Source organism: Flagellimonas olearia, from assembly GCF_004150225.1.
Taxonomy (GTDB): Bacteria; Bacteroidota; Bacteroidia; order Flavobacteriales; family Flavobacteriaceae; genus Flagellimonas; species Flagellimonas olearia.
The window spans coordinates 1,126,895-1,152,475 of record NZ_ML142907.1; the positions used below are offsets into that span (position 1 = coordinate 1,126,895).

Annotated in this window: 20 protein-coding genes and 1 tRNA gene; 11 read left to right on the plus strand and 10 right to left on the minus strand. The window is 44.4% G+C overall.

The genetic code is table 11. The features are described from left to right. Positions 1–5: 5 nt before the first annotated feature. Both DN53_RS05215 and DN53_RS05220 read right to left on the minus strand, forming a co-directional pair. Positions 6–1,844: a glycoside hydrolase family 2 protein gene (locus DN53_RS05215; RefSeq protein WP_207211081.1), complete on the minus strand. Its 1,839-nt coding sequence runs from the start codon at positions 1,842–1,844 to the stop codon at positions 6–8. A gap of 142 nt (positions 1,845–1,986) precedes the next feature. Beyond that, positions 1,987–2,895: a DUF1338 domain-containing protein gene (locus DN53_RS05220; protein WP_129653303.1), complete on the minus strand. Its 909-nt coding sequence runs from the start codon at positions 2,893–2,895 to the stop codon at positions 1,987–1,989. A gap of 73 nt (positions 2,896–2,968) precedes the next feature. On the opposite strand from DN53_RS05220, the gene DN53_RS05225 reads away from it, so the two are divergent. Continuing rightward, complete coding sequence (locus tag DN53_RS05225) at positions 2,969–3,856, plus strand: LysR family transcriptional regulator (RefSeq protein ID WP_129653304.1); 888 nt, start codon at positions 2,969–2,971, stop codon at positions 3,854–3,856. A 14-nt stretch (positions 3,857–3,870) separates the two neighbouring features. On the opposite strand, the gene DN53_RS05230 is transcribed toward DN53_RS05225, so the two are convergent. Both DN53_RS05230 and DN53_RS05235 read right to left on the minus strand, forming a co-directional pair. Next, positions 3,871–5,421, minus strand: a complete 1,551-nt coding sequence (locus DN53_RS05230) for a sodium/sugar symporter (protein ID WP_129653305.1) — start codon at positions 5,419–5,421, stop codon at positions 3,871–3,873. Positions 5,422–5,512: 91 nt separating this feature from the next. Beyond that, on the minus strand, positions 5,513–6,226 hold the full coding sequence (locus tag DN53_RS05235; protein ID WP_242502064.1) for an NUDIX hydrolase: 714 nt from the start codon (positions 6,224–6,226) through the stop codon (positions 5,513–5,515). 162 nt (positions 6,227–6,388) lie between these two features. Between DN53_RS05235 and galK the strand changes: the two genes are divergently transcribed. The 6 genes from galK to DN53_RS05260 all read left to right on the plus strand — a co-directional run bounded on the left by galK (position 6,389) and on the right by DN53_RS05260 (position 11,745). Next, positions 6,389–7,540: a galactokinase gene (gene galK / locus DN53_RS05240; protein WP_242502065.1), complete on the plus strand. Its 1,152-nt coding sequence runs from the start codon at positions 6,389–6,391 to the stop codon at positions 7,538–7,540. Beyond that, positions 7,527–8,561, plus strand: coding sequence for a UDP-glucose--hexose-1-phosphate uridylyltransferase (locus DN53_RS05245; protein ID WP_129653306.1), 1,035 nt, complete (start codon positions 7,527–7,529; stop codon positions 8,559–8,561). Before galK ends, DN53_RS05245 begins: the two co-directional genes overlap by 14 nt. Before the next feature lie 92 nt (positions 8,562–8,653). Then, positions 8,654–9,013, plus strand: coding sequence for an outer membrane protein assembly factor BamE (locus DN53_RS05250; protein ID WP_242502066.1), 360 nt, complete (start codon positions 8,654–8,656; stop codon positions 9,011–9,013). 9 nt (positions 9,014–9,022) lie between these two features. After that, positions 9,023–9,178: a hypothetical protein gene (locus DN53_RS17885; RefSeq protein ID WP_165357280.1), complete on the plus strand. Its 156-nt coding sequence runs from the start codon at positions 9,023–9,025 to the stop codon at positions 9,176–9,178. 35 nt (positions 9,179–9,213) lie between these two features. Further along, positions 9,214–10,443, plus strand: a complete 1,230-nt coding sequence (locus DN53_RS05255) for a glycoside hydrolase family protein (RefSeq protein WP_129653307.1) — start codon at positions 9,214–9,216, stop codon at positions 10,441–10,443. A gap of 9 nt (positions 10,444–10,452) precedes the next feature. Next, positions 10,453–11,745, plus strand: coding sequence for an APC family permease (locus tag DN53_RS05260; protein WP_129653308.1), 1,293 nt, complete (start codon positions 10,453–10,455; stop codon positions 11,743–11,745). 99 nt (positions 11,746–11,844) lie between these two features. On the opposite strand, the gene DN53_RS05265 is transcribed toward DN53_RS05260, so the two are convergent. The 6 genes from DN53_RS05265 to nhaD form a co-directional block, all read right to left on the minus strand. Then, positions 11,845–11,919, minus strand: a tRNA-Val gene (locus DN53_RS05265). 74 nt (positions 11,920–11,993) lie between these two features. Beyond that, the gene (locus tag DN53_RS05270) at positions 11,994–13,205 is read right to left on the minus strand and encodes a bifunctional folylpolyglutamate synthase/dihydrofolate synthase (RefSeq protein WP_129653309.1); all 1,212 of its coding nucleotides are present in this window, start codon (positions 13,203–13,205) and stop codon (positions 11,994–11,996) included. Beyond that, the gene (locus DN53_RS05275) at positions 13,205–14,086 is read right to left on the minus strand and encodes an energy transducer TonB (protein ID WP_129653310.1); all 882 of its coding nucleotides are present in this window, start codon (positions 14,084–14,086) and stop codon (positions 13,205–13,207) included. The genes DN53_RS05270 and DN53_RS05275 overlap by 1 nt, the downstream gene beginning before the upstream one ends. Continuing rightward, a complete protein-coding gene (locus DN53_RS05280) occupies positions 14,086–14,472 on the minus strand; it encodes an ExbD/TolR family protein (protein WP_116218663.1) in 387 nt (128 codons plus the stop codon). The genes DN53_RS05275 and DN53_RS05280 overlap by 1 nt, the downstream gene beginning before the upstream one ends. A 9-nt stretch (positions 14,473–14,481) precedes the next feature. Continuing rightward, positions 14,482–15,174 (minus strand): MotA/TolQ/ExbB proton channel family protein, encoded by a 693-nt coding sequence (locus DN53_RS05285; RefSeq protein WP_129653311.1) that lies wholly within the window; start codon positions 15,172–15,174, stop codon positions 14,482–14,484. A 58-nt stretch (positions 15,175–15,232) separates the two neighbouring features. After that, positions 15,233–16,618 (minus strand): sodium:proton antiporter NhaD, encoded by a 1,386-nt coding sequence (nhaD, locus tag DN53_RS05290; RefSeq protein WP_129653312.1) that lies wholly within the window; start codon positions 16,616–16,618, stop codon positions 15,233–15,235. A gap of 239 nt (positions 16,619–16,857) precedes the next feature. On the opposite strand from nhaD, the gene DN53_RS05295 reads away from it, so the two are divergent. From DN53_RS05295 to DN53_RS05310, 4 genes are all read left to right on the plus strand, one after another. Next, positions 16,858–18,000, plus strand: coding sequence for an acyl-CoA dehydrogenase (locus DN53_RS05295; protein ID WP_129653313.1), 1,143 nt, complete (start codon positions 16,858–16,860; stop codon positions 17,998–18,000). A gap of 315 nt (positions 18,001–18,315) precedes the next feature. Next, positions 18,316–22,821, plus strand: a complete 4,506-nt coding sequence (gene gltB / locus DN53_RS05300) for a glutamate synthase large subunit (RefSeq protein WP_129653314.1) — start codon at positions 18,316–18,318, stop codon at positions 22,819–22,821. A gap of 8 nt (positions 22,822–22,829) precedes the next feature. Next, the gene (locus tag DN53_RS05305; RefSeq protein WP_129653315.1) at positions 22,830–24,296 is read left to right on the plus strand and encodes a glutamate synthase subunit beta; all 1,467 of its coding nucleotides are present in this window, start codon (positions 22,830–22,832) and stop codon (positions 24,294–24,296) included. Between the two features lie 354 nt (positions 24,297–24,650). Continuing rightward, positions 24,651–25,499, plus strand: a complete 849-nt coding sequence (locus DN53_RS05310) for a hypothetical protein (RefSeq protein WP_129653316.1) — start codon at positions 24,651–24,653, stop codon at positions 25,497–25,499. The last annotated feature ends 82 nt before the right edge of the window (positions 25,500–25,581 follow it).

Sequence of the window (25,581 nt, forward strand, 5' to 3'; positions counted from 1 at the left end):
GGACCTTAGTTTTTGTACAAGGCTGAATTGGCTTTGTGCACTTCATCCACATCCATTTTGATGATGGCCCTATCATAGGTCATGAGACCATTGACCTCGCCTTCAACATCCGTGGTCTGGGTATAGATGGCCGCAGAAAGTCCGTCCTTGATCAAGGTAGGGATTTTGGCCAAAAGGTCTTTATATGAACTCAGCAATTCGTCTCTTCCGGTAAGGTTTCTGTACCCCCAGTTTTTATCCTTTTGCCACAAGTGTCCTTCCAATGGCAATCCCAATCCCCCAAATTCACCTAACAAAAGGATTCTTCCATTGATGATGTCCGGGGCGTGAAGATTTCTTTGAGGCATGGAGGGTCCGGGGTATCTGTGCTCATCCACCGTATGGCCGGCCGCGAAGAAATTCCCTCCACTGGGTCCATTGACCAAGCGGGAAGGGTCATAATCCATGGTCCAATTGATGACCTCCACCGTATTGAACTGCCCCCAAGCCTCATTGAAGGGCACCCACATGACTATGGAGGGTTTGTTGTGATTGGCGTCCATGATCGCTTTCCATTCCTTATAATATTGATGGGCCGATTGTGCGCTTCGCTCCATTTCCCTTCCATCATAGCCGGATGGCCCTCTCCAGTCGGCACTTTTATCGCCATTGGGCATATCCTGCCATACCAACATGCCCAACCGGTCACAGTGGTAGTACCACCTGGCCGGCTCTACTTTCACATGCTTTCTGATGGTATTGAACCCCAGTTTTTTGGTCACCTTAATGTCGTAAGCCAAAGCTTCATCCGAAGGAGCCGTGTACAGACCATCGGGCCACCAGCCTTGGTCCAAGGTGCCGTATTGGAAAAGCACTTGATTGTTCAGGGCCATTCGCATGTGGCCGTTGGCATCCTTTACTGCGGAAATCTTTCGCATGCCAAAATAGCTTTCCACTTCGTCCACTTTTTTGCCATTGCGCAACAAGGCGACCTTTAGGTCATACAAAAATGGATTGTCCGGTGACCATAGTTTGGCGTCCTTGATGTTCAACGCCACATCTTGTCCAACGGAACCTTTGGCCGAAGCTACCGTAGTGCCTCCATCAAGCGCCGTAAGCTGTACCGAATACCCATCTCCGAGTTGTCCATTGCCCACGGTCTTGACCATCAATCTGCCCTGATCAATATCGGGGGTGATTTTTATATTTTGGATGGATTGTTGGGGTACGGGTTCCATCCAAACGGTTTGCCAAATTCCCGTAACCGGGGTATACCATATGCCGCTGGGTTTTGTCACCTGCTTGCCCCTGGGTTGGGTGCCGTCGCTGGAGGGGTCCCACACTTTTACCATCAGTTCTTGCCAACCTGAACGGCTCAAGGTAGTGGTGACATCAAATGAAAAAGGATCATACCCGCCTTGGTGCATCCCCACCAACTTGCCGTTCACATATACCGTGGCTTCCCAATCCACTGCTCCAAAGTGCAATACCACATTTTGATTCTTCCATGAGGCCGGCACTTGGAATTTTGTACGGTACCAGACCACTTCATCGTCCCCTACCCTTTTTTTGACGCCAGATAAAGAGGATTCAACCGCAAAGGGAACCGTGATCTTCCCATCGAAGGTGGTGGGTCGTTCTACAGCCTGATTCGTGATACCATAATCCCATTGCCCATTGAGGTTTTCCCATTTATCCCTTTTTAACTGGGGCCGTGGGTACTCCGGCAAAGGCTCATCAACATTTAGCTGACTGGCCCATTGGGTCTTCAAATCCGAAGAACTCTCTTGGGCATCCGCAAATTGGGAAAGGGCCAGAAAGCAAAGAATAAAAATGCCGCTGACCAGGGTCTTTGTACGAATCATATCTGTTTTGTTTTGAGGGGTCGAGCAAAACGCACATCGACCCTTTTTATGTACAGAATAAAAGTACAAAAAACTTTTATTAAAATACCACTGATAATGAGCAGAGTATTTTTTAGCGGTAAATCGCTCTAAACCAAACAGTTTATTTAAGTGTCTTGGTCTGCTCGCTATAGGTGCTTTCGAAAATCTTGTCGGCATTGGCAGATTCAAAACCATCCCTTCGTTGGGCACGCTCCACCAGTCCTGATTGCTTTACATGGCCTGGTAACGGCAACCGCTCCGCAAATTCCACATAACTCCCCGCGATTTTGGAGGTCTCGCCATCCGCAAATTCCGCATCGATCATGTGCGCTATGGAACTACTCTGTTTCAATAATCCATCCGCACTTGTTTTGATCTTTCCCCCGGAGGAATTCAGTTGTATGCCGATGGATTCCAAAAATGTATTGAACTTTTCAATAGTGTTGTATGTCTCCGGTAAATCGTGAACACTAATGGTGTAATGGTTCAGGTAATAGCGGTTATAGATGACCCATGCGGCATACTCGCTTTCCTTGGCCAGTGCATTAAAATCGGGCAAGGTAGGCAATTGCCAAAGGGGTTTGTAAAAGAAGTCTCCCACCTCTTGGGGATTATCCAAGTCCAGTTGATCCACAGGGTCTCCTTTAAGATTCCCTGCATACTTATGGATGATGCCCTGGACTTCTTCGGACATGTCATCCACCCTTAATTCACTGATAAAGATTCTTGGAAAATCAGGACTGGGCGGCGCATACCAATAGGCATTCAATTTTTTCCCCTCAAAATAGTAGTAGTCCCGTTTTGAGTATCCATAATGCAAGAAGATTTTTTCAAAAGAAGCGATTCCCAAATGAGGCACTCCCAAGGTCCTAAAGGCGATATGGTCGTTAACGATATCATCCGTGTTCCCTATCATGGCATTCTCCACCATGGCGGAAGTGATCTTTTCCACATCGGGCACCCTTTGCTTGTAAGGGTCCATCAGGGCTTTAAGAATTTGCTGCAAACCTTTGGTATCTGTTGTTTTCATAGCGTATGATCAATAATCAGGATATCAAAATTAGCTGTACCTTTGATTCTAAACAATTCTTATTTTTAATGAAATGATAAGAATAACTAATCAATTGGAATTTCATCATCTGCGTAGTTTTCTGGCTTTGGCGGAAACCTTACACTTTGGGAAAGCCGCAGAAACCTTACATATTTCGCAATCTGCGTTAAGTCAACAAATTAAGCAGCTCGAGGCGATACTGGGCACCACCTTGTTTGATCGGACCAACCGAAGCGTAGCGCTTAATAGGGCCGGGCAGCTTTTCTTGCGGGAAGCCCAGTTGGTGGAGGCCCAATTGAAAAAGTCCATTGCCCGTTGGCAATCCGAACACCAAGGAAATCAGGGTAAAATACACATTGGCTTTGTAGGTTCCGCCATGCAATGCTATCTGCCTCCCTTATTAAAGGAATTTGGGCGCAGTCATACCCACATACAGCTCCACCTTGAGGAACTTACCAACGAGGAACAACTCGAAGCCCTTGAGTCTGGGGATTTGGACATTGGTTTTATGCGGTCCAACCAGATTGCCCCCAACATGAACATCAAATCCGTTTATGAAGAAAATTTTTCCTTGGTATTGCCCAACGAGCATCCCATTACCCAAGAAAATTTTAAAAACCTTGGCCAGTTGGCCCAAGAGCGCTTCATCCTTTTTCCGAATGAAAAAAGTCCCCTCTACTACCAACAGATCTTGAATATGTGTGCCTTTCATGGGTTTGTTCCGCAGATTTCGCACCGTTCCATCCATGGCCCTACCATCTTTATGTTGGTTGAAAACGGCATGGGCGTTTCCATTGTGCCCAATTCATTGCGCGATGAGCACAACTACAACATCCGATTTATAGAATTGGACAACATCCAACAAAAAACCAATCTCTTTGCGGTCTGGAACAAAACCAACGATAATGCTGCGTTCCAGAATTTTCTACCGATGCTGTGATCAATCTTTGAATGCTACCACCAGATGGCGTAAAGGAAGGCAAGGATTCCGATAATGATGAAGGTGGATATGTTAAAGGCCCTTGAAGTCTTAAAAAGTTCCGGATTGATGGAAATCGCTTTTTTATCCCCTTCCTTATTTTCCACCAATGAAATAATCACCAATACTGCTGTAAGCACCAAAAAGCTTACCCCCATACGATCCATGAAAGGGAAGTCGGGAAACGCATACTTGATAACAATGGAAAGAGGTATGGAGAACATTATGGTCCAAAAAGCACCATTGGCGGAGGCCTTCTTCCAAAACATTCCAAACAAGAACACCACCACTACCCCGGGACTGATAAAACCGGTATATTCCTGTATGTATTGAAACGCTTGGTCCAATCCACCCAGCATCGGGGCAACGATCACCCCCAAGAGCAGTGACAGACCCGCAAATGCCTTTCCGATGAAAACGAGTTTTTTGCTCGACTCCTCCTTGAACAACGGTTTGTAGATGTCCAAGGTGAAAATGGTGGTGGCACTGTTGACCATGGAACTTAGGGAAGATCCAATGGCTGAAATCAAGGCGGCAAACGCCAACCCTTTTAGCCCTGTTCCCACATAATTTTTCAGTACCCAGGGATAAGCTTCATCAGGTAGATCTAAATCGGCACCCAAGACATAGGCTGCTATACCGGGCACCACCACAATGATGGGCAACAAAATCTTCAGGAAGGCGGCAAAAATGGTTCCTTTCTGCGCTTCCTTGATGTTCTTGGCTCCCAAAGAACGCTGGATGATGTATTGATTGGTTCCCCAGTAATACAAGTTCGCCACCCATAACCCGCCAACCAACACACTGATTCCTGGCAGGTTTTTATACTCGGGATGGCCTTTGTCCAAAATCATATCGAATTTCTCCGGGGCCTTCTCGATCAACGTCATAAAGCCGTTAAGAAAATCCCCTCCCAAGGCCTCAAGCACCAAAATACTGGAGACCAGTCCGCCAAACACCAACACGACCACTTGGATGACATCCGTCCATACCACAGCCTTTAAGCCCCCAAAAATGGAGAATGTCGCCGCGAACAGTGCCAACCCTATTACCCCATACAGCATATCGATATCCAATATGGTCTTCAGGGCCAAACTACCCAAGTAGAGTACCGAAGTAATGTTCACGAACACAAAGAGCAACACCCAAAACACCGCCATGGTACTTTTGACACGCTTATCAAAACGTCGCTCCAAAAACTGGGGCATGGTGTATATGTTGTTTTTCAAAAAAATAGGCAAGAAGAACTTGGCCACAATGATAAGGGTCAGGGCCGCCATCAATTCATAGGAAGCAATCGCCATACCCACCACATAGCCCGATCCGGACATTCCTATAAATTGCTCCGCAGAAATGTTGGAGGCAATCAAAGACCCTCCAATGGCCCACCATGGAAGGGATTTCCCCGCCAAAAAATATTCTTGTTCGTTCCGGTTTCTATTCTTGACCGAAATCCAAATACCTATACTGGCCAATATGACCAAGTATCCGATAAAAACAATGAAATCCAGTTTGGCAAAATCCATAATTTCAAATTATCTCCGAAGGGAATGTTTGGGTTCCAATATAGAAATAATAAATGTAAAATAAACTTTTATTGTTTCAATGAATTGGTTTTTAGAATTTTATCACCTCTTTTATACTTTCAAAATCCCCTGTCTGGGTTGGAAACTGTTTCAGATTTTCTTTTTTGAAACGATATAGGTAAGCTCCTTTCTTGGAAGCCGATTTGTCCTTTTTGCCCGTTCTTTCCAAAATATGAAGGGAAAGCATCTTTTTTCTGAAATTGCCCGGGTCAAAAGCTGTCCGGTATATACTTTCGTAAAGCGTTTGCAATTGTTGGATCGTAAAGTATTCGGGAAGAAGTTCAAAGCCCAACGGATTGTATCGTGCACTAGATCGCAGGCTTCTGATGGCATCATCCACCATTTGGCCATGATCCAAGATCAACTCCGGGATTTGGTCAAAATCAAACCACTTGGCATCATGGTTTTCCAGAGATTGAAGGTTGAACTCATCTATCCGAATCAAACTATAATAGGCCACGGAAACCACGCGCTCCAAGGGGTCCCTATCCACTAGACCGTAGGTTCTGAGCTGTTTCAGGAAAACATTCTTGAGACCAGACAACCTGTATAGTATGTCTTTGGCACTCTGGTCCAAGGATACATCATTATCTATCAGTTCACCTATCAAGGACCAAGACCCTTTAAGCGGGTCTGTTTTACGCCGAAATAACAAAAGCTTCAAATCTTTGGAATCAAAACCAAATATGATACAATCCACAGCGATTGCAATACTTTGTTCGGGTCTATACTTATGAATGGTCAAGATATGTATGGATAGGTTGATAAAATGTTTCCAAATATACCAAAATGAATCATTTACCTTTTTTAAATATAAGTACTTTGTTCCATCAATGGCATTCAATTTTTCTTCGATTGGGCCAAAAAAATAAAAGTTTTTTTTACTTTTATTTTGTATCATTGCACCATGGATAGTATTATGGCCCAGACCTTGAATGAAATAGCGGTTGATTCTCCCGGCAGAATCAATTTGATTGGCGGCCATACCGATTACAACAATGGCTACGTCCTTCCAGCTGCGATAGACCGAAAAATTGCTTTCAGGCTCAAGAAAAATGGTTCTGCCCAAATGTGCCACATCCAGAGCAAGGGCTATGGGACGCCTTTACGCCTTAATCTGCAAAAGGTTGAAAAAAGTTCTGTTGAATGGGAAAACTATCTATTGGGGGTCATTGCGGGAATACAAAAACTTGGACATTCCCTTAAAGGATTTGATTGCGAGATCGAGAGCGATCTTCCCATTGGATCGGGATTGAGTTCTTCGGCCGCTTTGGAATGTGGGCTTGCTTCCGGACTCAATGCCTTATTTGAACTAGGGCTTTCAAAATTGGAGATCATTACCCTTTCCAGACGGGCCGAGCATGAGTTTGTGGGCACCAAGTGCGGTATCATGGACCAATTTTCATCGGTCTATGGAAAATCCGATCACTTTATCTTTTTGGATTGCTCCAACCTACATCATACGTATGTCCCTGCATCCATGGGTCCGTATGAGTTGCTGCTGTTGAACACCAATATATCGCACCAGCTTTCGGACGGACAGTACAATTCTAGACAGGATGAGTGCTTTGAGGCCGTTGCCCAAATACAAAAACAGCATCCCCGCATTACATCCCTTCGGGATGTTGACTTGGACCTATTGAGTTCGTGCAAAGCTTTGTTGACCGATATCCAATACCAAAGGGCCTTATTCATTGTCCAGGAAAACCAAAGGGTAGTGGATGCTGCCGAGGCCTTAAAATCAAAAGACATTGAGCAATTGGGCAGCTTATTGTATGCCTGCCATGAGGGGCTCAGAGACCTTTACGACATCAGCTGTCCCGAACTGAACTTTTTGGTAGACTACGCCAAAGAGCAAAATTATGTAGCAGGTGCCCGGATGGTGGGCGGCGGATTTGGCGGCTGCACCATCCATTTGGTGCACGGAGATCACATGGAAAGTTATATCAAAGAAATCTCGGAAGCCTACAAAAGGGAGTTTGGCATAGACCTAGGTGCCTTCCCAGTACGTACAAGCAATGGCACAACCCTCAGAAAACTTTCCGATGCAGCTCTATGAAAAACCCCATTACCGCTTAAACATTCTTACCAACGAATGGGTCTTGGTATCGCCACAACGGACCAAACGCCCATGGCAGGGCAAGAGTGAAAAGGCCGTTGTTGTACCTCAAAAGACTTACGACCCCTCTTGTTACCTGTGTCCGGGAAATGTTAGGGCCAATGGTGCCACCAATCCAGAATACACCGAGCCCTATTCCTTTGTCAATGATTTTGCCGCTTTGTTGCCCGATGTGCCCCATGAGGTATTCAACCAAGGGTTGACCCAAGCCAAGAGCGAAAGTGGTATTTGTAAGGTGGTATGTTTTTCACCTGACCATTCCCTTACCTTACCCCTGATGAAAGTGGAAGATATTGAAAAAGTCATCGTACTGTGGCAAAAGGAATATGATGAACTGGGAAAACTTCCCGACATCAACCATGTGCTGATCTTTGAAAACAAGGGTGAGCTCATGGGGTGCAGCAATCCCCATCCACATGGGCAGATATGGGCACAGCAATCCATTCCCACCGAAGTCCTGAAAAAAAACAATGCTTTTGCCTCCTATTGGGAACAACATCAAAAAACCATACTGTCCGACTACATATCCCAAGAAATTGAAGCAGGGGAGCGCATCGTTGTTCAAAACAACCATTTTGTTGCCTTGGTACCGTATTGGGCAGTCTGGCCTTATGAAATCATGATTGTTCCTTTGGAACCTTTGGCCCACATATCCCAATTGGATGAGGCCCAAAGAAACTCCTTTGCCCAGATCATCAAGGAGGTGACCACTCTCTATGACAATCTTTTTGAAACCAGTTTTCCCTATTCCGCTGGCATCAATCAAGCCCCAACCGACGGAAAAGACCATCCCGAGTGGCATTTCCACATGTCTTTTTACCCCCCTTTGTTGCGATCGGCCACGGTAAAGAAATTTATGGTGGGCTATGAAATGTTTGCCAACCCCCAACGCGATATTACAGCGGAACAAGCGGCAGATATTCTCCGCAAACTGCCCCTTATCCATTATACCAAAGCGTAGACGCTACGTTTGACGCTTTCCAAAAGATTACTATCTTGTTGGTGACCGAAGTATTTGCCCGCGAACAAATGCGAAACGCCAAGCGATATATAGTGAAAAAGATTTTTACATATGGCCTATTGATTTTCGGAGCGACCATCTTGATTGGACTGGTACTGCGGGGAAACGTAGTCCAGGAATCCTTCGAACCGGATAGATGGAAAAATTGGGTGGAGTCTGAATCTGAACCTTCCTTACGCTGGAATATGATGAACAGTCTGCGAGAGAAACACCCGTTAAAAGGAATGACAAAAACTGAAGTCCTTGAGTTATTGGGTGAACCCGAATCCAAGACAAAAAAGAAGTTTGATTATTATTTGGGAGCTTCAAAACGGGGAATCAGCACGGGCAGACTTACCATTCTCTTTGATGATAACAACAGAGTCTCCGACTTTTCGGTTTGGGACGGATAAACAGATATTATGGTTTATACAGAAGAAACAAAAGACAATGAGTTGTATGTGTACATGAACGGGAAGCTCATTTACAAAAAATGGCTGAACACAGGGCAATCCAAAATATTTGATGTAATGGCCTACGACAAATACACCCTCAAATCAATACAAGAAAAGGAATAAAATCCACCTCAAAAAGCCAACCAACGAAAAACCACATGAATAAAAAGACAACCCCTACTACCAACATATTACTGCTCTTAATGGCAAGTGTGTTTCTATGGAGCTGCCATGAGGACAAATCCCCTACACTTACCATTCACCCCTTGCCCATTGACGCCACTATACAGGGTGATATTCTTGAAGGGCCATCCGTATTGAACGATCCAGATAGATTTGTATGGGGTGGAAGTGCCCTCAAAGGAGACGATGGAAAATACCATATGCTCTACAGTACATGGGAAGCTGGGGATTCCGTTCCTAAATTCGGGGATTCATGGGTGCTCCATTCCAAAATTGCCTATGCGGTTTCTGACCATCCCGATAGAGATTTTAAATTCCAAAAAATCGTGTTGCGCGGAAGGGCCCTTGAAGGCGACTCATTGGCCTGGGACGCTCAAATGGTACACAATCCGCACCTAAAAAGATTCAATGGAACCTATTACCTGTATTATATCGGCTCTAAAGATCCAGGTCCACAGCCACCAGGTTCAAAAGGAGAAAATGTAAACAAGAGAAATAGGGTACAGCAATCCCAAAAAATCGGGGTCATTGCATTTAATGATTTTCAAGACCTGATGTCGGGCAACTTTGAAAGACCGGACCAACCCCTATTGTCACCGAGAACCCGGGTAAAAAGCAGTGACGTTGTAGACCCTTCCCCAGAAGGTACCCAAGCCAAGCCCGATAATATTATTGTTGTCAATCCAGCCGTGGTCCAACGACCTTCAGATGGAAAATTCCTGTTGTTTTTCAAAGGAAATCTCTATGAACCTCGCTGGAAAGGGGTCCATGGTGTTGCGATTTCGGACTCCCCAATGGGTCCCTTTGTCCCTTCCGATGATTTTGTTTTTGACATTAAGGATAAAAATGGCAAAATAAGCTCTGCGGAGGACCCCTACGTCTGGTATCACCAAAAACATAAAAGGTTTTATGCCGTCTTTAAGGACTTCACCGGAAACATTACAGGCAAAGAACCTGGATTGGCCGTACTTGAATCCTTGGATGGTATGGATTGGACCAAACCAGAGTCGTCCTTTTTCATGGCCAAGGAAGTCATCTTAAAGAATTCTGACACCATTAAGGTACATCACTTGGAGCGACCACAGCTCCTACTGGATGATATGGGGAACCCGTTGGTCCTGTACGGTGCCTGTTCCCTTATAAACGTGGGACCAAGACAGGATGGCTCATCGTTCAACGTACAGATTCCAATAAAGACGGATTAACCCCAGAAAATGAAAGATACCTCTAAAATAAGTCTCAAAGATGCCATTTCCATAGGAATTGGCGGAATGGTAGGTGGTGGCATATTTGCCGTATTGGGCTTGGCCGCTTCCTTGGCCAAAGGCGGCACCCCAGTAGCGTTTTTGTTTGCCGGGATTCTAGCCCTCCTTACTTCATACAGCTACGTGAAGCTCTCCAAAAAATATCCCGATCGTGGCGGAACCGTAAAATTTATCAACCAAGGGTTCGGGAAAACCATCTTTAGTGGGGCCATAAACAATTTATTATGGGTAAGTTATATTGTAATGCTCTCTTTGTACGCCTCTGCCTTTGGCTCCTACGCACCCAATCTATGGGAAATCACCGCAAACAAAACTGTGGATTTCCATATTTATGCAAGTGCTATTATCCTATTGGCCACGGGCATCAACTATTATAGTATTGCAGTGGTGGGCAAGATTGAATCATATGCCGTGATCATTAAACTCATCATTCTTCTTGGATTCATCGGTATTGGGGCCTACGGGCTTATGGGAAACCCCAATCTAGATCAATTGGCTTTGGAAAACTGGGAAACCCCTATAAAATTGTTCGCAGGCGGAATGGTCATTTTTGTGGCGTATGAGGGGTTTGAATTGATTGCGAATGCCGCCCCGGACATAGAAAACCCTGAAAAGAACATCCCAAGGGCCTATTACTTCTCTGTAATTTTTGTGATACTGCTTTATATTGTGATAGCCGTGGTCACCGTTGGATCACTTCCATTTGAACAAATCGCAAAGGCAGAAGACTATGTATTGGCGGAAGCGGCCAAACCCATGCTGGGACAGCTTGGATTCACCGTAATCACCATTGCGGCCCTAATTTCCACGTTTTCAGCAATAAACGCCTCACTGTACGGAGGCAGCAAGGTGAATTATGAGATTGCGGAAGATGATGAATTGCCCCATCACTTTTTGTCCAAACTCTGGGGACAGCCCATTGGTCTGTTGATTACCGCAGTGACCACATTGATTCTAGTAAATATTCTTCAACTTGAAAGTATCTCCACTGCCGGGAGTGTAGGGTTCATCCTCATTTTCGGTATTGTGAATTTTGTATGCTTTAAACTGTCCCATGAATTGCAGGCCAACAAAGTAATCCCCATATCAGGCTTTGTGCTTTGCCTTGTGGCCTTGGGCATTCTTATTCACCAGCAATTGCAATCCAACCTAACAGGAGTATTGGTTAGCATGGCCATTATTCTATTTTGCCTTTTGGTGGAATGGATCTATAAAAAAAGAAAGGTTCAGAACAATCCCTAAAACCTTGGGGCATGGAAATATGCAACGGTGTTTCCCATACCGACCGACCACAAATAAAAAAGGTTGTATCTTAAAAGATACAACCTTTTTGTTTTGATGTGGGCCCTACTGGATTCGAACCAGTGACCCCCTGCTTGTAAGGCAGGTGCTCTGAACCAACTGAGCTAAGAGCCCCACTTATTTCCCTAATTGGGAGTGCAAATATAGCACCATTTTTTTTATACAAACAAGAATAATCAGAAAAAAAATTACACTACTTCAGCAACCACAAAAGTGCTGCCGCCAATAAAGATCAAATCATCCGGTTTAGCACTTGATTTTGCAGCTTTAAGACCTTTTTTTACCGTGCCATACGTATTTCCAAAAATACCTTGTTCGCCGGCAATTTCCTTTAATTGTTCAACTCCCATTCCCCTAGGTATATTGGGTTTCACAAAATAGAAAGTGGCCTCCTTGGGAAATAGGGACAGCACCCCTTTTACATCCTTATCATTCACAAAGCCAAGGACCAAGTGCAATTTGTCGTATTTCTGTCTCGCCATTTGCCTAACCACCAATTGCAGACCTTCTTTGTTGTGTGCGGTATCGCAAACCACCAATGGCTTTTCCTTCAAAATTTGCCACCTCCCCATAAGTCCGGTGTTCTTGACAATGTTCTTCAGTCCTTCTACTATATTTTTTTCGGATACTTCAAAGCCTATCAAAGATCTAATGGTACCGACCACTCCTCTCAAGTTTCGTTTCTGATAATCTCCAAGCAAATCGGTTCCATAGTCTGGAATATCCATATCATCTGCAAAAGCGATGCCCGAACCCAATTGATGCGCTATCAAGGTAAATATGGTCTCGGTTTCAGGTTGCCTCTCACTGATAATCACAGGAACCCCTCTTTTAATGATTCCCGCCTTTTCCAAAGCGATTTTCTCCAAGGTATCCCCCAAAATATGGGTATGGTCCAATCCAATATTGGTGATTAAAGACACTTCCGGAACAATGATATTGGTGGAATCCAGTCGACCTCCCAAACCGACCTCAATGATGGCAATATCAACCTTCTCATCGGCGAAATAGGTAAAGGCCATCCCGACGGTCATTTCAAAAAACGACAGCTCATGTCCTTCCATATAGGCTTTATGGTCTCGCACAAAATCCTTGACAAATTTCTTGCCGACCACTTGGCCATTGATCTTAATGCGCTCCCTAAAATCCTTTAAATGAGGGGAAGTATATAGACCCACCTTATAACCGGCTTCCTGCAATATTGAAGCCAACATATGGCTACTGGAGCCTTTTCCATTGGTTCCGGCCACATGGATACTCTTGAATTTTTTCTCAGGGTTTCCCAAAAAGTCCGAAAAATGGATGATGTTATCCATTTTGGCGTTAAGGGCCGAAATTCCCTTCTGCTGGTACATGGGAAGTTGGGAAAACATCCAATCCAGCGTTTCCTTGTAGGTCACTATTGTCCCAGTTTAAAGTTGACCACCACAAATCCGATTTGTTCAGGCTTAGCCTTGCTTTCGGTGTTCCATTTGTAGGTTAGAGCTGTTTTCCGTGCAGCTTCCAATAGACAAGGAGCTGTATTCTCAGTACCTTTTATTCCAGGTTCAGCTTTAACCACCCTTCCACTTCGATCAACAAAAATTCTAACTACAACTTTGCCAGATTCATTACAATCTTGTTGAAATTTATTGCTGCTTAAAAGCCTCCTACCATTTAGACCATATCCACTACCCCCACTACCGCTTCCGGGGTCACCGTAATAGCTATTGGCATAGGGATCGCCATCAGGTTGTCCCTTGTCCCCTGTCTTATTATCATCCCCTTCACTTCCAGTGGCAGTACCATCGGATTTACCAATACCACCTATCAAAGCATCCAAGCTTTTTTTCTTGGCTTCCTGCTCTTGCCTTTTCTGTTCCTCAGCCTCCCTTTTCTCCCTTTCTATCCGTTCCGCTTCGGCTTGTGCCTTTTTGGCGGCTTCATCTGCTTTTCGCTTGGCTTCTTGCTGCTGCCTAATCCGAATGGTTTCCTCAGTTTCGCTGGTGAGCACTTTCTCGACAGGCTCTTCCTGTACTTCCTGCTCTTGGGGTTGTTGTTGCTGTTGCACGGGCTCTGCTGGTGGTTGTTCCACGTTTCTGGGTTCTGAGCGAACCCTTTCCATTGGCTGTACTTGCCCGCTCCCAAAATCCATGGTGCCAAAATTCACGGCAATTCCATTTTCAATGGGTGGATCCATATAGGTAAGACCTATGTAAAAAAGCAATAGTAGAAATACGCTCAAAATGAGAGTAGTGAGCGTAAAGGATTTTTTCTTGTGTCTCGTATCTAAAAACGGCATTATTTTGGCCGCACCGCCAAGATAACCTTATAGCTGTTCCTATTGGCAACATCCATAACGTTGACCGCCTCCTTGATGGCAACGCTTTCCTCTGCCCTTAAGATGATTGTCGGCTTTTCTTGACCTTCAAGTGCTTTTTTTAGTTCAATTTCAATGTATTCTTTGTTGATTCTCTCGTTGTTCACAAAATACTCCAGATTCTTATTGATGGTCACCGAGACATTTTGTGTATTGGTGGATTTCCCCTTTGCCTTTGGCAAAAGCAAATCCAGGGCGTTGGGTGCATTGGATGTTAGCATGAAGAACACCAATAACAAGAACACAATGTCCGTCATGGATGACATGCTAAACTCCGGGCTTATTTTGTTTCTCCCCTTCAGTTTCATATTGAAATCTTAAATGGGTTCGTTCAACAAATCCAAAAACTCAACGGCAGTAGCTTCCATTTGGTGTACTACTTTATCCGTACGGTTCACAAGGTGATTGTATCCGATATAGGCTATGATACCCACTACCAATCCTGCCACCGTTGTGGTCATGGCGGTATAAATTCCCGATGCCAGCGAGCCCATCTCGGCCTGTCCACCACTGCTTGCCATTTCATGGAAAGCCAAAATCATACCGATCACGGTTCCCAAAAACCCGATCATTGGTGCAGCACCGGCCACAGTGGCCAAAACACTCACGTTCTTTTCCAGCTTGTACACCTCAAGGGTACCAGCGTTCTCAATGGCCGTATTGATGTCATCCAAAGGTTTTCCAATCCTGGAAACCCCTTTTTCCGTCAACCGGGCCACAGGGGAATCTGTCTGTGCACATAGAAGTTTGGCCGCATCCACTTTCCCATTCATGATATGGTCACGAATCTGGTTCATAAAGTTCTTATCGATTTTGGACGCCGCCTTTATGGCAAAAATCCGTTCAAAATAGATGTAAAGTGCGACAAATAGAAGTATGAACAGCACTATGATGATAACAATGCTCCCTGTACCTCCGTTAACAATCAAATCGATGACGGAAAGGGTCTTTTCTTCCGAAATTGAAGCAGTCGCTTCAGCCCCTTCCGCTAAATCTTGAAAAATAATCATATAAAATCCCCAATTTAAGTTGCAATAATAACGGAGATTTTCGAGCTAAAGTATTTTTCTAGAACAAATTTCGCATCAACATGTAGCATATGGCCCCTCCTATAAATCCAAGGAGCGCCAACCACGAAATCTTTTTCAAATACCAAAAGAAGTCTATTTTCTCCATTCCCATGGCCACAACACCAGCCGCAGAACCTATGATAAGCATACTTCCTCCGGTTCCTGCGGAATAGGCAATGAAGTGCCACAACTGATCGTTGGTTGGCTCAGAGAACATTCCTAAACTAGCTGCCACCAAGGGCACGTTATCTATAACAGCAGAACCGATACCCAACAAAAGTATCACCAAATCAGAAACTTTGGTTCCTGCCATTTCAGTACCCATCAAAGGCATTCCCTGCTTCAAACCTTCGGCGAAGTTGAACAACATCCCCAAAGACTCCAATGCCGCAACGGCCATCAAGATTCCCAAGAAAAACAGGATACTGGGCAATTCGATCTTGGTAAGGGCACTGTGCACCGGACTATGGTGCGATGCCGCATCACTTTCCCCATCCACGTTTGAAATGGAAAACTTGGAACTACTGTAGATTTCAGCAAACGTAGCCACTATAGCCAAGGATAACATCATCCCCACATAAGGAGGCAAATGGGTAATGGTCTTAAAAATGGGTACAAAAATTATCGCTCCCAATCCCAAATACAGCATAGTGGCTCCAAACTTGGACTTGGAAGGTTCTTCATCCTCAACATCGATCTCACCTTTGAACACAGGAAGGAACGAGGCGATCAGCGATGGAATGACCATACAAACCAAGGAAGGCACCAACAAATGTTCTATCAAAAGTGCCGTGGTAACTTTATTTCCGATCCACAACATGGTGGTGGTAACGTCCCCAATAGGAGACCAAGCCCCACCAGCGTTGGCCGCAATAACAATTAAACCAGCAAACCACAATCTTGTTTCCCTATCCTTGATGATTTTCTGAAGGATGGATATCAATACGATTGTTGCGGTAAGGTTATCAATGATTGCAGAAAGAATAAAGGCCAAGAAAGAGAAAATCCAAAGGATCTTCTTTTTGCTCCTAGTTTTGATGAAGGTTTTAATCGTGGCAAACCCATCGAAATAATCAATGATTTCCACAATGGTCATTGCTCCCAATAGAAAGACCAAAATTTCCGAGGTCTTACCTAAGTGATGCAATAGGGTTTCTTCCAAAAGATGCAGTTTCTCTTCATGCCCAAACGCGGCAAAGTTTTCCAACAAAGCATGTTCCCCGGAATCAAACCAGGTGGTAAAACCGTCCAGGCCAAAGGTCATGAGCGCCCACATAATGGCCATCATTGCCAATGCGGGAATAAGTTTATCTATCTTTAAATTATGCTCAAGGGTAATGGCCAAATATCCAACGACAAAAATGACTACTAAAAGGGTCTCCATATAAAGTTTGGTTTAATTAAGGTATTTATTTTTTGAAGTAGTTCTCAACTGCGCTAAAGATATTCAAAATGACTTTTTTGGCATAATCTTCTTCCAATAAATTATTGTGAAATCAGTAAAAACCATTCCCTAAAAAAAGCATAAAACCTTATATCTTTCTCATTTTACATCTATTTTTCATGAAAATCTTCCAGCATAAAGCTATATTTACATACTCTTTTTGACTATTTATCATTTTTATGGACTTTACACTTTCCGAAGAACAATTGATGATTCAACAAGCCGCAAAGGATTTTGCGCAAAACGAACTCTTACCGGGCGTGATCGAACGTGATGAAACCCAGAAATTTCCCTCTGAATTATGCAGAAAAATGGGAGAATTGGGCTTTTTGGGCATGATGGTCAACGAACAATACGGCGGTAGCGGATTGGACACCCTGTCCTATGTTCTCGCCATGGAGGAACTTTCCAAGGTCGATGCCTCTGCCTCCGTAATGGTTTCGGTCAACAATTCCTTGGTGTGTTGGGGACTGGAAAACTTTGGGACGGAAGCCCAAAAGCAAAAATACCTTACACGACTGGCTTCAGGAGAAATCATCGGTGCCTTTTGTCTTTCCGAACCAGAGGCTGGAAGCGATGCCACTTCGCAAAAAACCACGGCCATTGACAAAGACGACCATTACCTCCTCAATGGTACAAAAAATTGGATCACCAACGGAGGTTCCGCAGAAGTATATCTCGTTATCGCCCAGACCCATGTGGAAAAAGGCCACAAGGGAATCAATGCCCTTATTGTTGAAAAAGACATGAAAGGTTTTGAAATAGGTCCAAAGGAAAACAAGCTTGGCATAAGGGGCAGCGACACCCATTCCCTACTCTTCAACGATGTAAAAGTACCCAAGGAAAATCGTATCGGCGAAGACGGTTTTGGATTCAAATTTGCCATGAAAACCTTGGCGGGCGGGCGAATTGGAATAGCGGCCCAAGCCTTGGGAATTGCTGCCGGCGCTTACGAACTGGCCTTGAAATACTCCAAAGAACGCAAAGCATTTGGAACAGAAATCTCCAACCATCAGGCCATTGCCTTTAAGCTCGCGGATATGCACACCAAAATCCAAGCGGCCCGAAATCTGGTCTACCAAGCCGCCTTCGACAAGGATACCGGAAAGGACTACACCCTTTCTGGAGCCATGGCCAAATTATATGCCTCCGAAGTGGCTATGGAAACAGCCATTGAGGCCGTCCAAATTCATGGCGGAAATGGCTTTGTAAAAGAATATCATGTGGAGCGTTTTATGCGTGATGCTAAAATCACCCAGATTTACGAAGGCACCTCCGAAATTCAAAAAATCGTCATTTCCCGAAGCATCCTTAAAGACTAAAAATATGATTTCGCCGGATACCCCCTAAAAAATAGGGGGTGCTCGATAAAATATTGTAAAATATCTACAACCACCTCTATTTACGTATAGTCGAACACAGGTTTTTACATATAAAAAAGAGTTTACCCTTATTATTTATAGGTATCCCCTTTTCAGAAAATTGATATTATGATTATCATAATTTAACATTGCCTAAATTCCAAAATTGAATTTTTTTTAACCTTTGAACCGTAACGTTGGTTTTTTAGCCGACATTGTCTCGAAACCCTATTATTTATTCATCATATTTGATATTTTTGAGGAAATTCCGTAATGATGAAATTGGAGAGACAAGGTTTATATTTACCCGAGTTTGAACATGATAACTGTGGCGCAGGTTTTATCTGTAGCCTTAAAGGAAGAAAATCCAACGATATAATCCACAAAGCCCTAGAGATTCTGGACAAACTGGAACACCGGGGAGCCGTAAGTGCCGATGGCAAAACTGGTGATGGCGCTGGGATTCTGATTGATATTCCACATGACTTTTTTGTAGAAGTGTGCAAATTTCCCTTGCCGGAAGCGGGAGCCTATGCCGTAGGCAATGTGTTTCTCCCCCAGAAGGAAAACCAGAGGGATTTCTGCATTTCCGTTCTTGAGGAGAATATTGAAAAACAAGGGTTAAAGTTATTGGGCTGGCGTGATGTCCCTGTGAATCGTTCCGTACCCGGACGTATTGCTTCGGAAACCGAGCCTTTTGTGAAACAGGTTTTTATCGATAAAGGAGATGATCTGGATGATTTCCAGTTTAATTTGAAACTCTTTATTGCCCGTAAGGTCACCGAGCATGCGGTCATTAAAAGCAAATTGTCCCAAAGCCAGTTCTTTTATCTACCCAGTCTTTCCACCAAGATCATCATTTTCAAGGGATTATTGGTTCCTAAGGATATCAGCAGATACTACGAAGACCTATTGGACCCAAGAGTGGTTACCAGACTGTCCTTGGTCCACCAACGATTTTCAACCAACACCTTCCCCACTTGGGATTTGGCCCAGCCATTCCGATACATGTGCCATAACGGGGAAATAAACACCTTGCGCGGAAACGTTTCCCGCATGCGTTCCCGTGAAGAATTAATGGAAAGTGATTGGTTTGGAGAGGATATCAAAACAATATTGCCCATTGTATTGCCCGGAAAATCAGATTCGGCAAGCATGGACATGGTCGTGGAACTTCTGTTGATGACAGGCCGTTCCCTTCCTGAGGTGATGATGATGCTCGTACCCGAAGCCTGGGAAAAGAACGCGGAAATGTCAGAATCCAAAAGAGCATTCTACGAGTACAATTCCTGTTTGATGGAGCCTTGGGACGGTCCCGCCTCCATTCCTTTTACCGACGGAAACTATATTGGCGCCGTATTGGACAGGAACGGACTTCGTCCATCAAGATATTCCGTAACCAAACAAGGCTACGTGATCATGTCCTCGGAAACCGGGGTAGTGGGATTGGAACCCGAGGATATTGAATTCCACGGACGATTGGAACCCGGAAAAATGTTCTTGGTGAACATGGAGGAAGGACGTATCATCAATGATGAGGAAATCAAGGAATCCATCGCCAAAAAACATCCTTACAAAAAATGGTTGGACAATAATTTGGTACACTTAAAGGACATTCCTTATAACGACTGTCCTGTTTTCTTCGGGGAATTTCCTTTGGAAACCCGAAGAACGGCCTTTGGATATACCTTGGAAGACATCAACACCATTATCATGCCCATGGCTGAAAATGGCAAGGAACCCATCGGTTCCATGGGGTCGGATACGCCTATTGCCGTTCTGTCTGAACGCCCCCAATTGATCTACAACTATTTTAAGCAGTTGTTCGCCCAGGTTACCAACCCACCTTTGGATGGGATTCGCGAAGAACTGATCACCGATATCAGTCTAACCTTGGGGAGTGACCAAAATATTTTCAACATCAATGAGCTGCACTGCAGAAAATTGAAGATCCAAAACCCGGTGATTTCCAAAGAGGATTTGGATAAAATCAAAAATTACGATTCCAGCCCTGATTACAAAGTGGTGTCCATTTCCGCATTATATGAAGTGGCCAAAGGCCATAACGGATTGGAGGAAGCCTTGGATTCCATCTTGCAACAAGCTTTTAACGCCATTGACGAGGGTGCCAATATCATCATCCTTTCCGATAGAATGGTAAGCGCTGAAATGGCTGCCATTCCTGCGTTATTGGCCTGTTCCTATGTAAACAGTGGTCTTCAGAAAATGGGCCGTCGCTCCAAACTGAGCATTATCGTGGAATCTGCAGAACCAAGGGAAGTACACCATTTTGCACTCCTTTTCGGTTTTGGCGCAAGTGCCATCAACCCCTATTTGGTCAACGAGATCATTGGGGAACAGATGAAAGAGAACAACATTACAGAATACACCTTTGATGAAGCCATAAAAAATTACAACAAAGCCATCGGCAAGGGCATCTTGAAGGTGATGAACAAAATTGGGATTTCCACCTTGAACTCGTACAGGGGATCCCAGCTATTCGAATGCATTGGTATCAATACCAAGGTTGTGGACAAATACTTCCCCAATACGCCAACACGTATTCAGGGAATTGGCTTGTACGAAATAGAGAAGGAAATAGCCAAACGCCACAAAAAGGCATTCAGGACACAGGAATTAGCGGCCAATCTGGATATTGAGATTGGTGGTGAGTACCGCTGGAGAAGAAATGGCGAAAAGCACATGTTCAATCCATTGACGATTGCCAAACTTCAAAAGTCGGTACGCAATAACGAGCCGGATACTTATAAAGAGTACTCCCAATTGGTCAATGAGCAATCCAAAAACCTAATGACCATCCGTGGACTGTTTGAATTTTCAAACTATGACCCCATTCCAATTGAAGAAGTTGAGCCTTGGACCGAGATCGTAAAGCGGTTCAAGACTGGGGCCATGTCCTACGGAAGTATCAGCAAGGAGGCCCATGAAAATCTTGCGATTGCCATGAACCGTATTGGTGGTAAGAGTAATTCAGGTGAAGGTGGAGAGGATTCGGCTCGTTTTTATAAAAATCAAACCGGCGATTGGAAAAACAGTGCCATCAAGCAGGTGGCTTCGGGTAGGTTTGGCGTAACTTCCAACTACCTGACCAGTGCGCAGGAAATCCAAATTAAAATGGCGCAGGGTGCCAAGCCAGGTGAAGGAGGACAACTCCCCGGCCCAAAAGTGAACCCCGCCATTGCCAAAACAAGAAATTCAACTCCTTATGTGGGATTGATTTCGCCACCACCCCACCACGACATTTATTCCATTGAGGATTTGTCGCAATTGATTTATGACCTGAAATCGGCCAACCGAGATGCGAGAGTCAACGTAAAACTGGTTTCAGAAGTAGGTGTGGGCACGGTAGCCGCTGGGGTTTCCAAAGCAAAGGCCGATGTAATCCTTGTTTCGGGTTTTGATGGGGGTACGGGAGCTTCTCCCCTAACCTCTTTGAAGCATGCCGGACTTCCTTGGGAGTTGGGTATTGCCGAAGCACAGCAAACCTTGGTACTCAATGATTTGAGAAACCGGGTGGTTCTGGAGTGTGACGGACAATTGAAAACAGGGAGGGACGTGGCCATTGCCTGTCTTTTGGGAGCAGAGGAATTCGGATTCGCCACAGCACCTTTGGTGGCATCAGGTTGTGTTATGATGCGTGTTTGCCATTTGAACACCTGTCCTGTGGGAATCGCAACCCAAAATCCGGAATTGCGCAAAAAGTTCCAAGGTAAGCCAGAACATGTGGTCAACTATATGTACTTCGTGGCACAGGAACTCAGGGAAATCATGGCCAAGCTTGGCTTCCGAACCGTTAATGAAATGGTTGGACAAGTACAAAAGTTGGATAGAAACAAGGCCATTGACCATTATAAGGCCGCAGGAATTGATTTGAGTCCTATCCTGTACCAAATAGATGTACCGGAAGGGACCAAACTATACAATACCGAAAAACAACACCACGATATTGACAAGTCCATAGAGTTTGATATCATCGCACAAGCACACCCTGCTTTGTTCAGAAAGGAAAAAACTTCATTGGACTTCCCTATCTACAATACCGATAGGGCCGTGGGTGCAATCATCAGTAATGAAATCTCCAAGATTTATGGAGCGGATGGCCTACCTGACAATACGTTAAAACTGAACTTTACCGGTTCTGCCGGACAAAGTTTTGGAGCGTTTGCCACCAAAGGATTGACCATGGTCGTAAATGGAAATACCAACGATTATTTGGGCAAGGGTCTCTCTGGTGCCAAATTGATCATAAAAGTGCCATACAAGTCTACTCTAAAACCGGAAGATAACATCATCACTGGAAACGTTACCCTATACGGTGCCACTTCCGGGGAGGCGTATATCAACGGAAAGGCCGGGGAACGGTTCTGTGTTAGAAACTCCGGAGCCAAGGCAGTAGTTGAAGGTATTGGAGATCATGGCTGTGAATATATGACCGGTGGTGTCGCCGTGATCTTGGGATCTGTAGGACGAAACTTCGGTGCAGGGATGAGTGGAGGAATTGCCTATGTGTACAATGCAGATGGCGCTTTTGAAAGAAAATGCAATGGTGAGGATTTAAATCTACTTCCCGTGGAAGAGGACAACGATATTAAACAACTTAGGGAGTTGATTGAAAACCACTACAATGCCACCTTGAGCCCATTGGCCCAAAGGATTTTGGAGAAGTGGGAAGAAAACCTTCCCAAGTTCATCAAAGTATTCCCTGAAGAATACAGACAAGCACTCATTCGTTTGGAACAAGAAAAAATGGAAACCTTATAATTTGAGATATGGGAAAGATTACAGGATTTATGGAATTTGACAGAAAGGATGAAGGTTACGCCCCTGTCAAAGAACGCATCAAAAACTATAAGGAGTTTACGAACCCTCTAAAAGAGGCCGAACTTAAAAACCAAGGTGCCCGTTGCATGGATTGTGGTATTCCGTTTTGTCACAGTGGATGTCCCCTTGGAAACCTGATTCCCGATTTTAACGATGCCGTGTATCAAGGAAAATGGGAGAAAGCGACCAGGATATTGCATTCCACCAATAATTTTCCGGAATTCACAGGCAGATTGTGTCCTGCCCCATGCGAGGAAGCATGCGTATTGGGCATCAACGAAGACCCTGTGTCCATAGAAAATATTGAAAAGAATATTGTGGAGACCGCTTTTAAGAATGGATGGATCACTCCTGAGCCTCCCCTTAAAAGAACTGAAAAAACCGTTGCCGTGATAGGCTCCGGACCAGCAGGACTTGCCGCAGCCCAACAATTGAACCGCGCCGGGCATACCGTGACCGTTTTTGAACGCGATGAGAAAGTTGGAGGGTTATTGCGATATGGTATCCCTGATTTTAAAATGGAGAAGAATGTCATTGACAGACGTTTGGAGGTCATGGAGAAAGAAGGTATCCAATTCAAGACCGGTGTACATGTAGGTGTTGATGTTTCCGCAGAAGAACTCAAGAATGAGTTTGATGCCATTGTACTTTGTGGAGGTGCCACGGTACGCAGAAATCTTCCTATTCCCGGTTCAGATTTGAAAGGGGTGGTACAAGCCATGGATTTTCTTCCCCAGAACAATAGAAAGGTTGATGGTATCCCGTTTAAAGGGGAAGACCTTTCTGCCAAAGGAAAGAATGTGATTGTAATTGGTGGAGGGGATACCGGTTCGGATTGTATCGGAACTTCCATACGGCATGGAGCTACTTCTGTAGTAAACTTTGAGATTATGCCAAAGGGCACGCCAGACCGTCCAGAGGGACAACCTTGGCCTTTTTGGCCCATGCGTTTGCGAACCAGTACATCACACAAAGAAGGAGCTGAACGTGTTTTTAGCATTTCCACCAAAAGATTTGTGGGTGATGACAATGGCAATTTAAAAGGCTTGGTAACCACAGAAGTTGTCTGGGAAACCGCTCCCGGAAAACGCCCTGTTTTAAAAGAAGTGGAGGGCACTGAAAAGGAATGGGAATGTGACCTGGCCCTTTTGGCCTTAGGGTTCACAGGCTCCGAAACCACCATTGCCGATCAATTGGGTCTTGAAATGGACCCACGGACCAATATCAATGCTTCGCCTGCCAATTATAAAACCAACGTCCCTGGCGTATTTGCGGCCGGTGACCAAAGAAGGGGACAATCCCTGATTGTTTGGGCCATATCCGAAGGCAGACAGGCAGCACACCACGTAGATACTTATTTAATGGGACAATCAAATCTTCCTTTAAAAGGAGAAGGCGACCTGCCTAGGGTTTGATATAACAAGTAAATACCCAACCAAACCATTTTTATGGAAACTCCCTGAGAATTGATTTCTCAGGGAGTTTACTTTTTTAGGATAATCCAATATATATCGATTACACATGCATTCCCCCCAGATATACATCTCAAAAGCAACAGTAAAAAAACATTCTTATCTTTAGTAAAGTCCCTTGCTGCCTTAATTCAACCACACTCAGGGCATATCATTGCCTTTTGCCTTGGTATTTGTAGAACCTTAAAAATACCAGTCATGAGAATCTCGTTTACATTACTCATTATTTTAATTAGCGCCTTAGCTTGTAAAAATCAAAATAAGAAAGAGACCTCCGAACCAGAAAAAACGGTCTTGATGGAATCTCCTTTGGAAAAAGGCGAAGTACATGTGCTTACCCAAAGTATGGAGTTTATTGCCGCGGACACCTTAATGTCCGGCTGGAATACCTTTATATATGACAACAGGTCTACCGAAGTGCACTTTATGTTACTTGACCGGTATCCAGAAGGAAAGACCATTGCGGATACCAAAGCAGAGGTACTCCCTCCCTTTGATGAAGGCATGAAACTTATTATGGAAGGGGATATGAACAATGCCGTAGCGGCTTTTGGCAAACTACCGGAGTGGTTTCATCAGATAAAGTTCTGTGGTGGCACAGGATTTATATCACCCAAGCAAATTGCCCGAAGTACCGTATATCTGGAGCCAGGCCGTTATGTCATGGAATGTTACGTTAAAATGTTCAATGGGGAATGGCATACGTCCCATGGTATGATAAAGGAGTTCATGGTAACGGACAAAGCCACAACGTTATCACAACCTATTCCTACGGCTACCGTAGATATCTCAAGTACCAATGGTATTATCCTTAAAGACAGTCTATCTGCTGGAAAACAGATTATCCAGACCAATTTTTTAGACCAAAAAGCCTACGAACATTTTGTAGGACATGATATAAACTTGGTTCGATATGAAACCAACGCTTCCATGGATTCCTTGCTTTTATGGATGAACTGGATGAATCCAAGAGGATTGCGTTCTCCTTCTCCGGAGGGCTTTACTTTCTTGGGCGGCATGAACAATTTATCAGCAGGGGATAAAGGTTATTTTGAAGCAGATTTAGTACCAGGCAATTATGTACTTATATCCGAAGTACCCGAAGCCGATACGAAAAAGTTGATGCATACCTTTTCCATCGAATAATAACAACTATAAACTTTCAGGAACAAAAAAGCCCGATACGTTATGTATCGGGCTTTGAGGAAGGCGGCGACCTACTCTCCCA

Excerpts from the sequence above, each read along its gene's own strand:
- DN53_RS05215 (WP_207211081.1), bottom strand. The coding sequence starts at position 1,844 with ATGATTCGTACAAAGACCCTGGTCAGCGGCATTTTTATTCTTTGCTTT.
- DN53_RS05220 (WP_129653303.1), bottom strand. The coding sequence starts at position 2,895 with ATGAAAACAACAGATACCAAAGGTTTGCAGCAAATTCTTAAAGCCCTG.
- DN53_RS05225 (WP_129653304.1), top strand. The coding sequence starts at position 2,969 with ATGATAAGAATAACTAATCAATTGGAATTTCATCATCTGCGTAGTTTT.
- DN53_RS05230 (WP_129653305.1), bottom strand. The coding sequence starts at position 5,421 with ATGGATTTTGCCAAACTGGATTTCATTGTTTTTATCGGATACTTGGTC.
- galK (WP_242502065.1), top strand. The coding sequence starts at position 6,389 with ATGGATAGTATTATGGCCCAGACCTTGAATGAAATAGCGGTTGATTCT.
- DN53_RS05245 (WP_129653306.1), top strand. The coding sequence starts at position 7,527 with ATGCAGCTCTATGAAAAACCCCATTACCGCTTAAACATTCTTACCAAC.
- DN53_RS17885 (WP_165357280.1), top strand. The coding sequence starts at position 9,023 with ATGGTTTATACAGAAGAAACAAAAGACAATGAGTTGTATGTGTACATG.
- DN53_RS05255 (WP_129653307.1), top strand. The coding sequence starts at position 9,214 with ATGAATAAAAAGACAACCCCTACTACCAACATATTACTGCTCTTAATG.
- DN53_RS05260 (WP_129653308.1), top strand. The coding sequence starts at position 10,453 with ATGAAAGATACCTCTAAAATAAGTCTCAAAGATGCCATTTCCATAGGA.
- DN53_RS05275 (WP_129653310.1), bottom strand. The coding sequence starts at position 14,086 with ATGCCGTTTTTAGATACGAGACACAAGAAAAAATCCTTTACGCTCACT.
- DN53_RS05280 (WP_116218663.1), bottom strand. The coding sequence starts at position 14,472 with ATGAAACTGAAGGGGAGAAACAAAATAAGCCCGGAGTTTAGCATGTCA.
- DN53_RS05285 (WP_129653311.1), bottom strand. The coding sequence starts at position 15,174 with ATGATTATTTTTCAAGATTTAGCGGAAGGGGCTGAAGCGACTGCTTCA.
- nhaD (WP_129653312.1), bottom strand. The coding sequence starts at position 16,618 with ATGGAGACCCTTTTAGTAGTCATTTTTGTCGTTGGATATTTGGCCATT.
- DN53_RS05295 (WP_129653313.1), top strand. The coding sequence starts at position 16,858 with ATGGACTTTACACTTTCCGAAGAACAATTGATGATTCAACAAGCCGCA.
- gltB (WP_129653314.1), top strand. The coding sequence starts at position 18,316 with ATGAAATTGGAGAGACAAGGTTTATATTTACCCGAGTTTGAACATGAT.
- DN53_RS05305 (WP_129653315.1), top strand. The coding sequence starts at position 22,830 with ATGGGAAAGATTACAGGATTTATGGAATTTGACAGAAAGGATGAAGGT.
- DN53_RS05310 (WP_129653316.1), top strand. The coding sequence starts at position 24,651 with ATGGAATCTCCTTTGGAAAAAGGCGAAGTACATGTGCTTACCCAAAGT.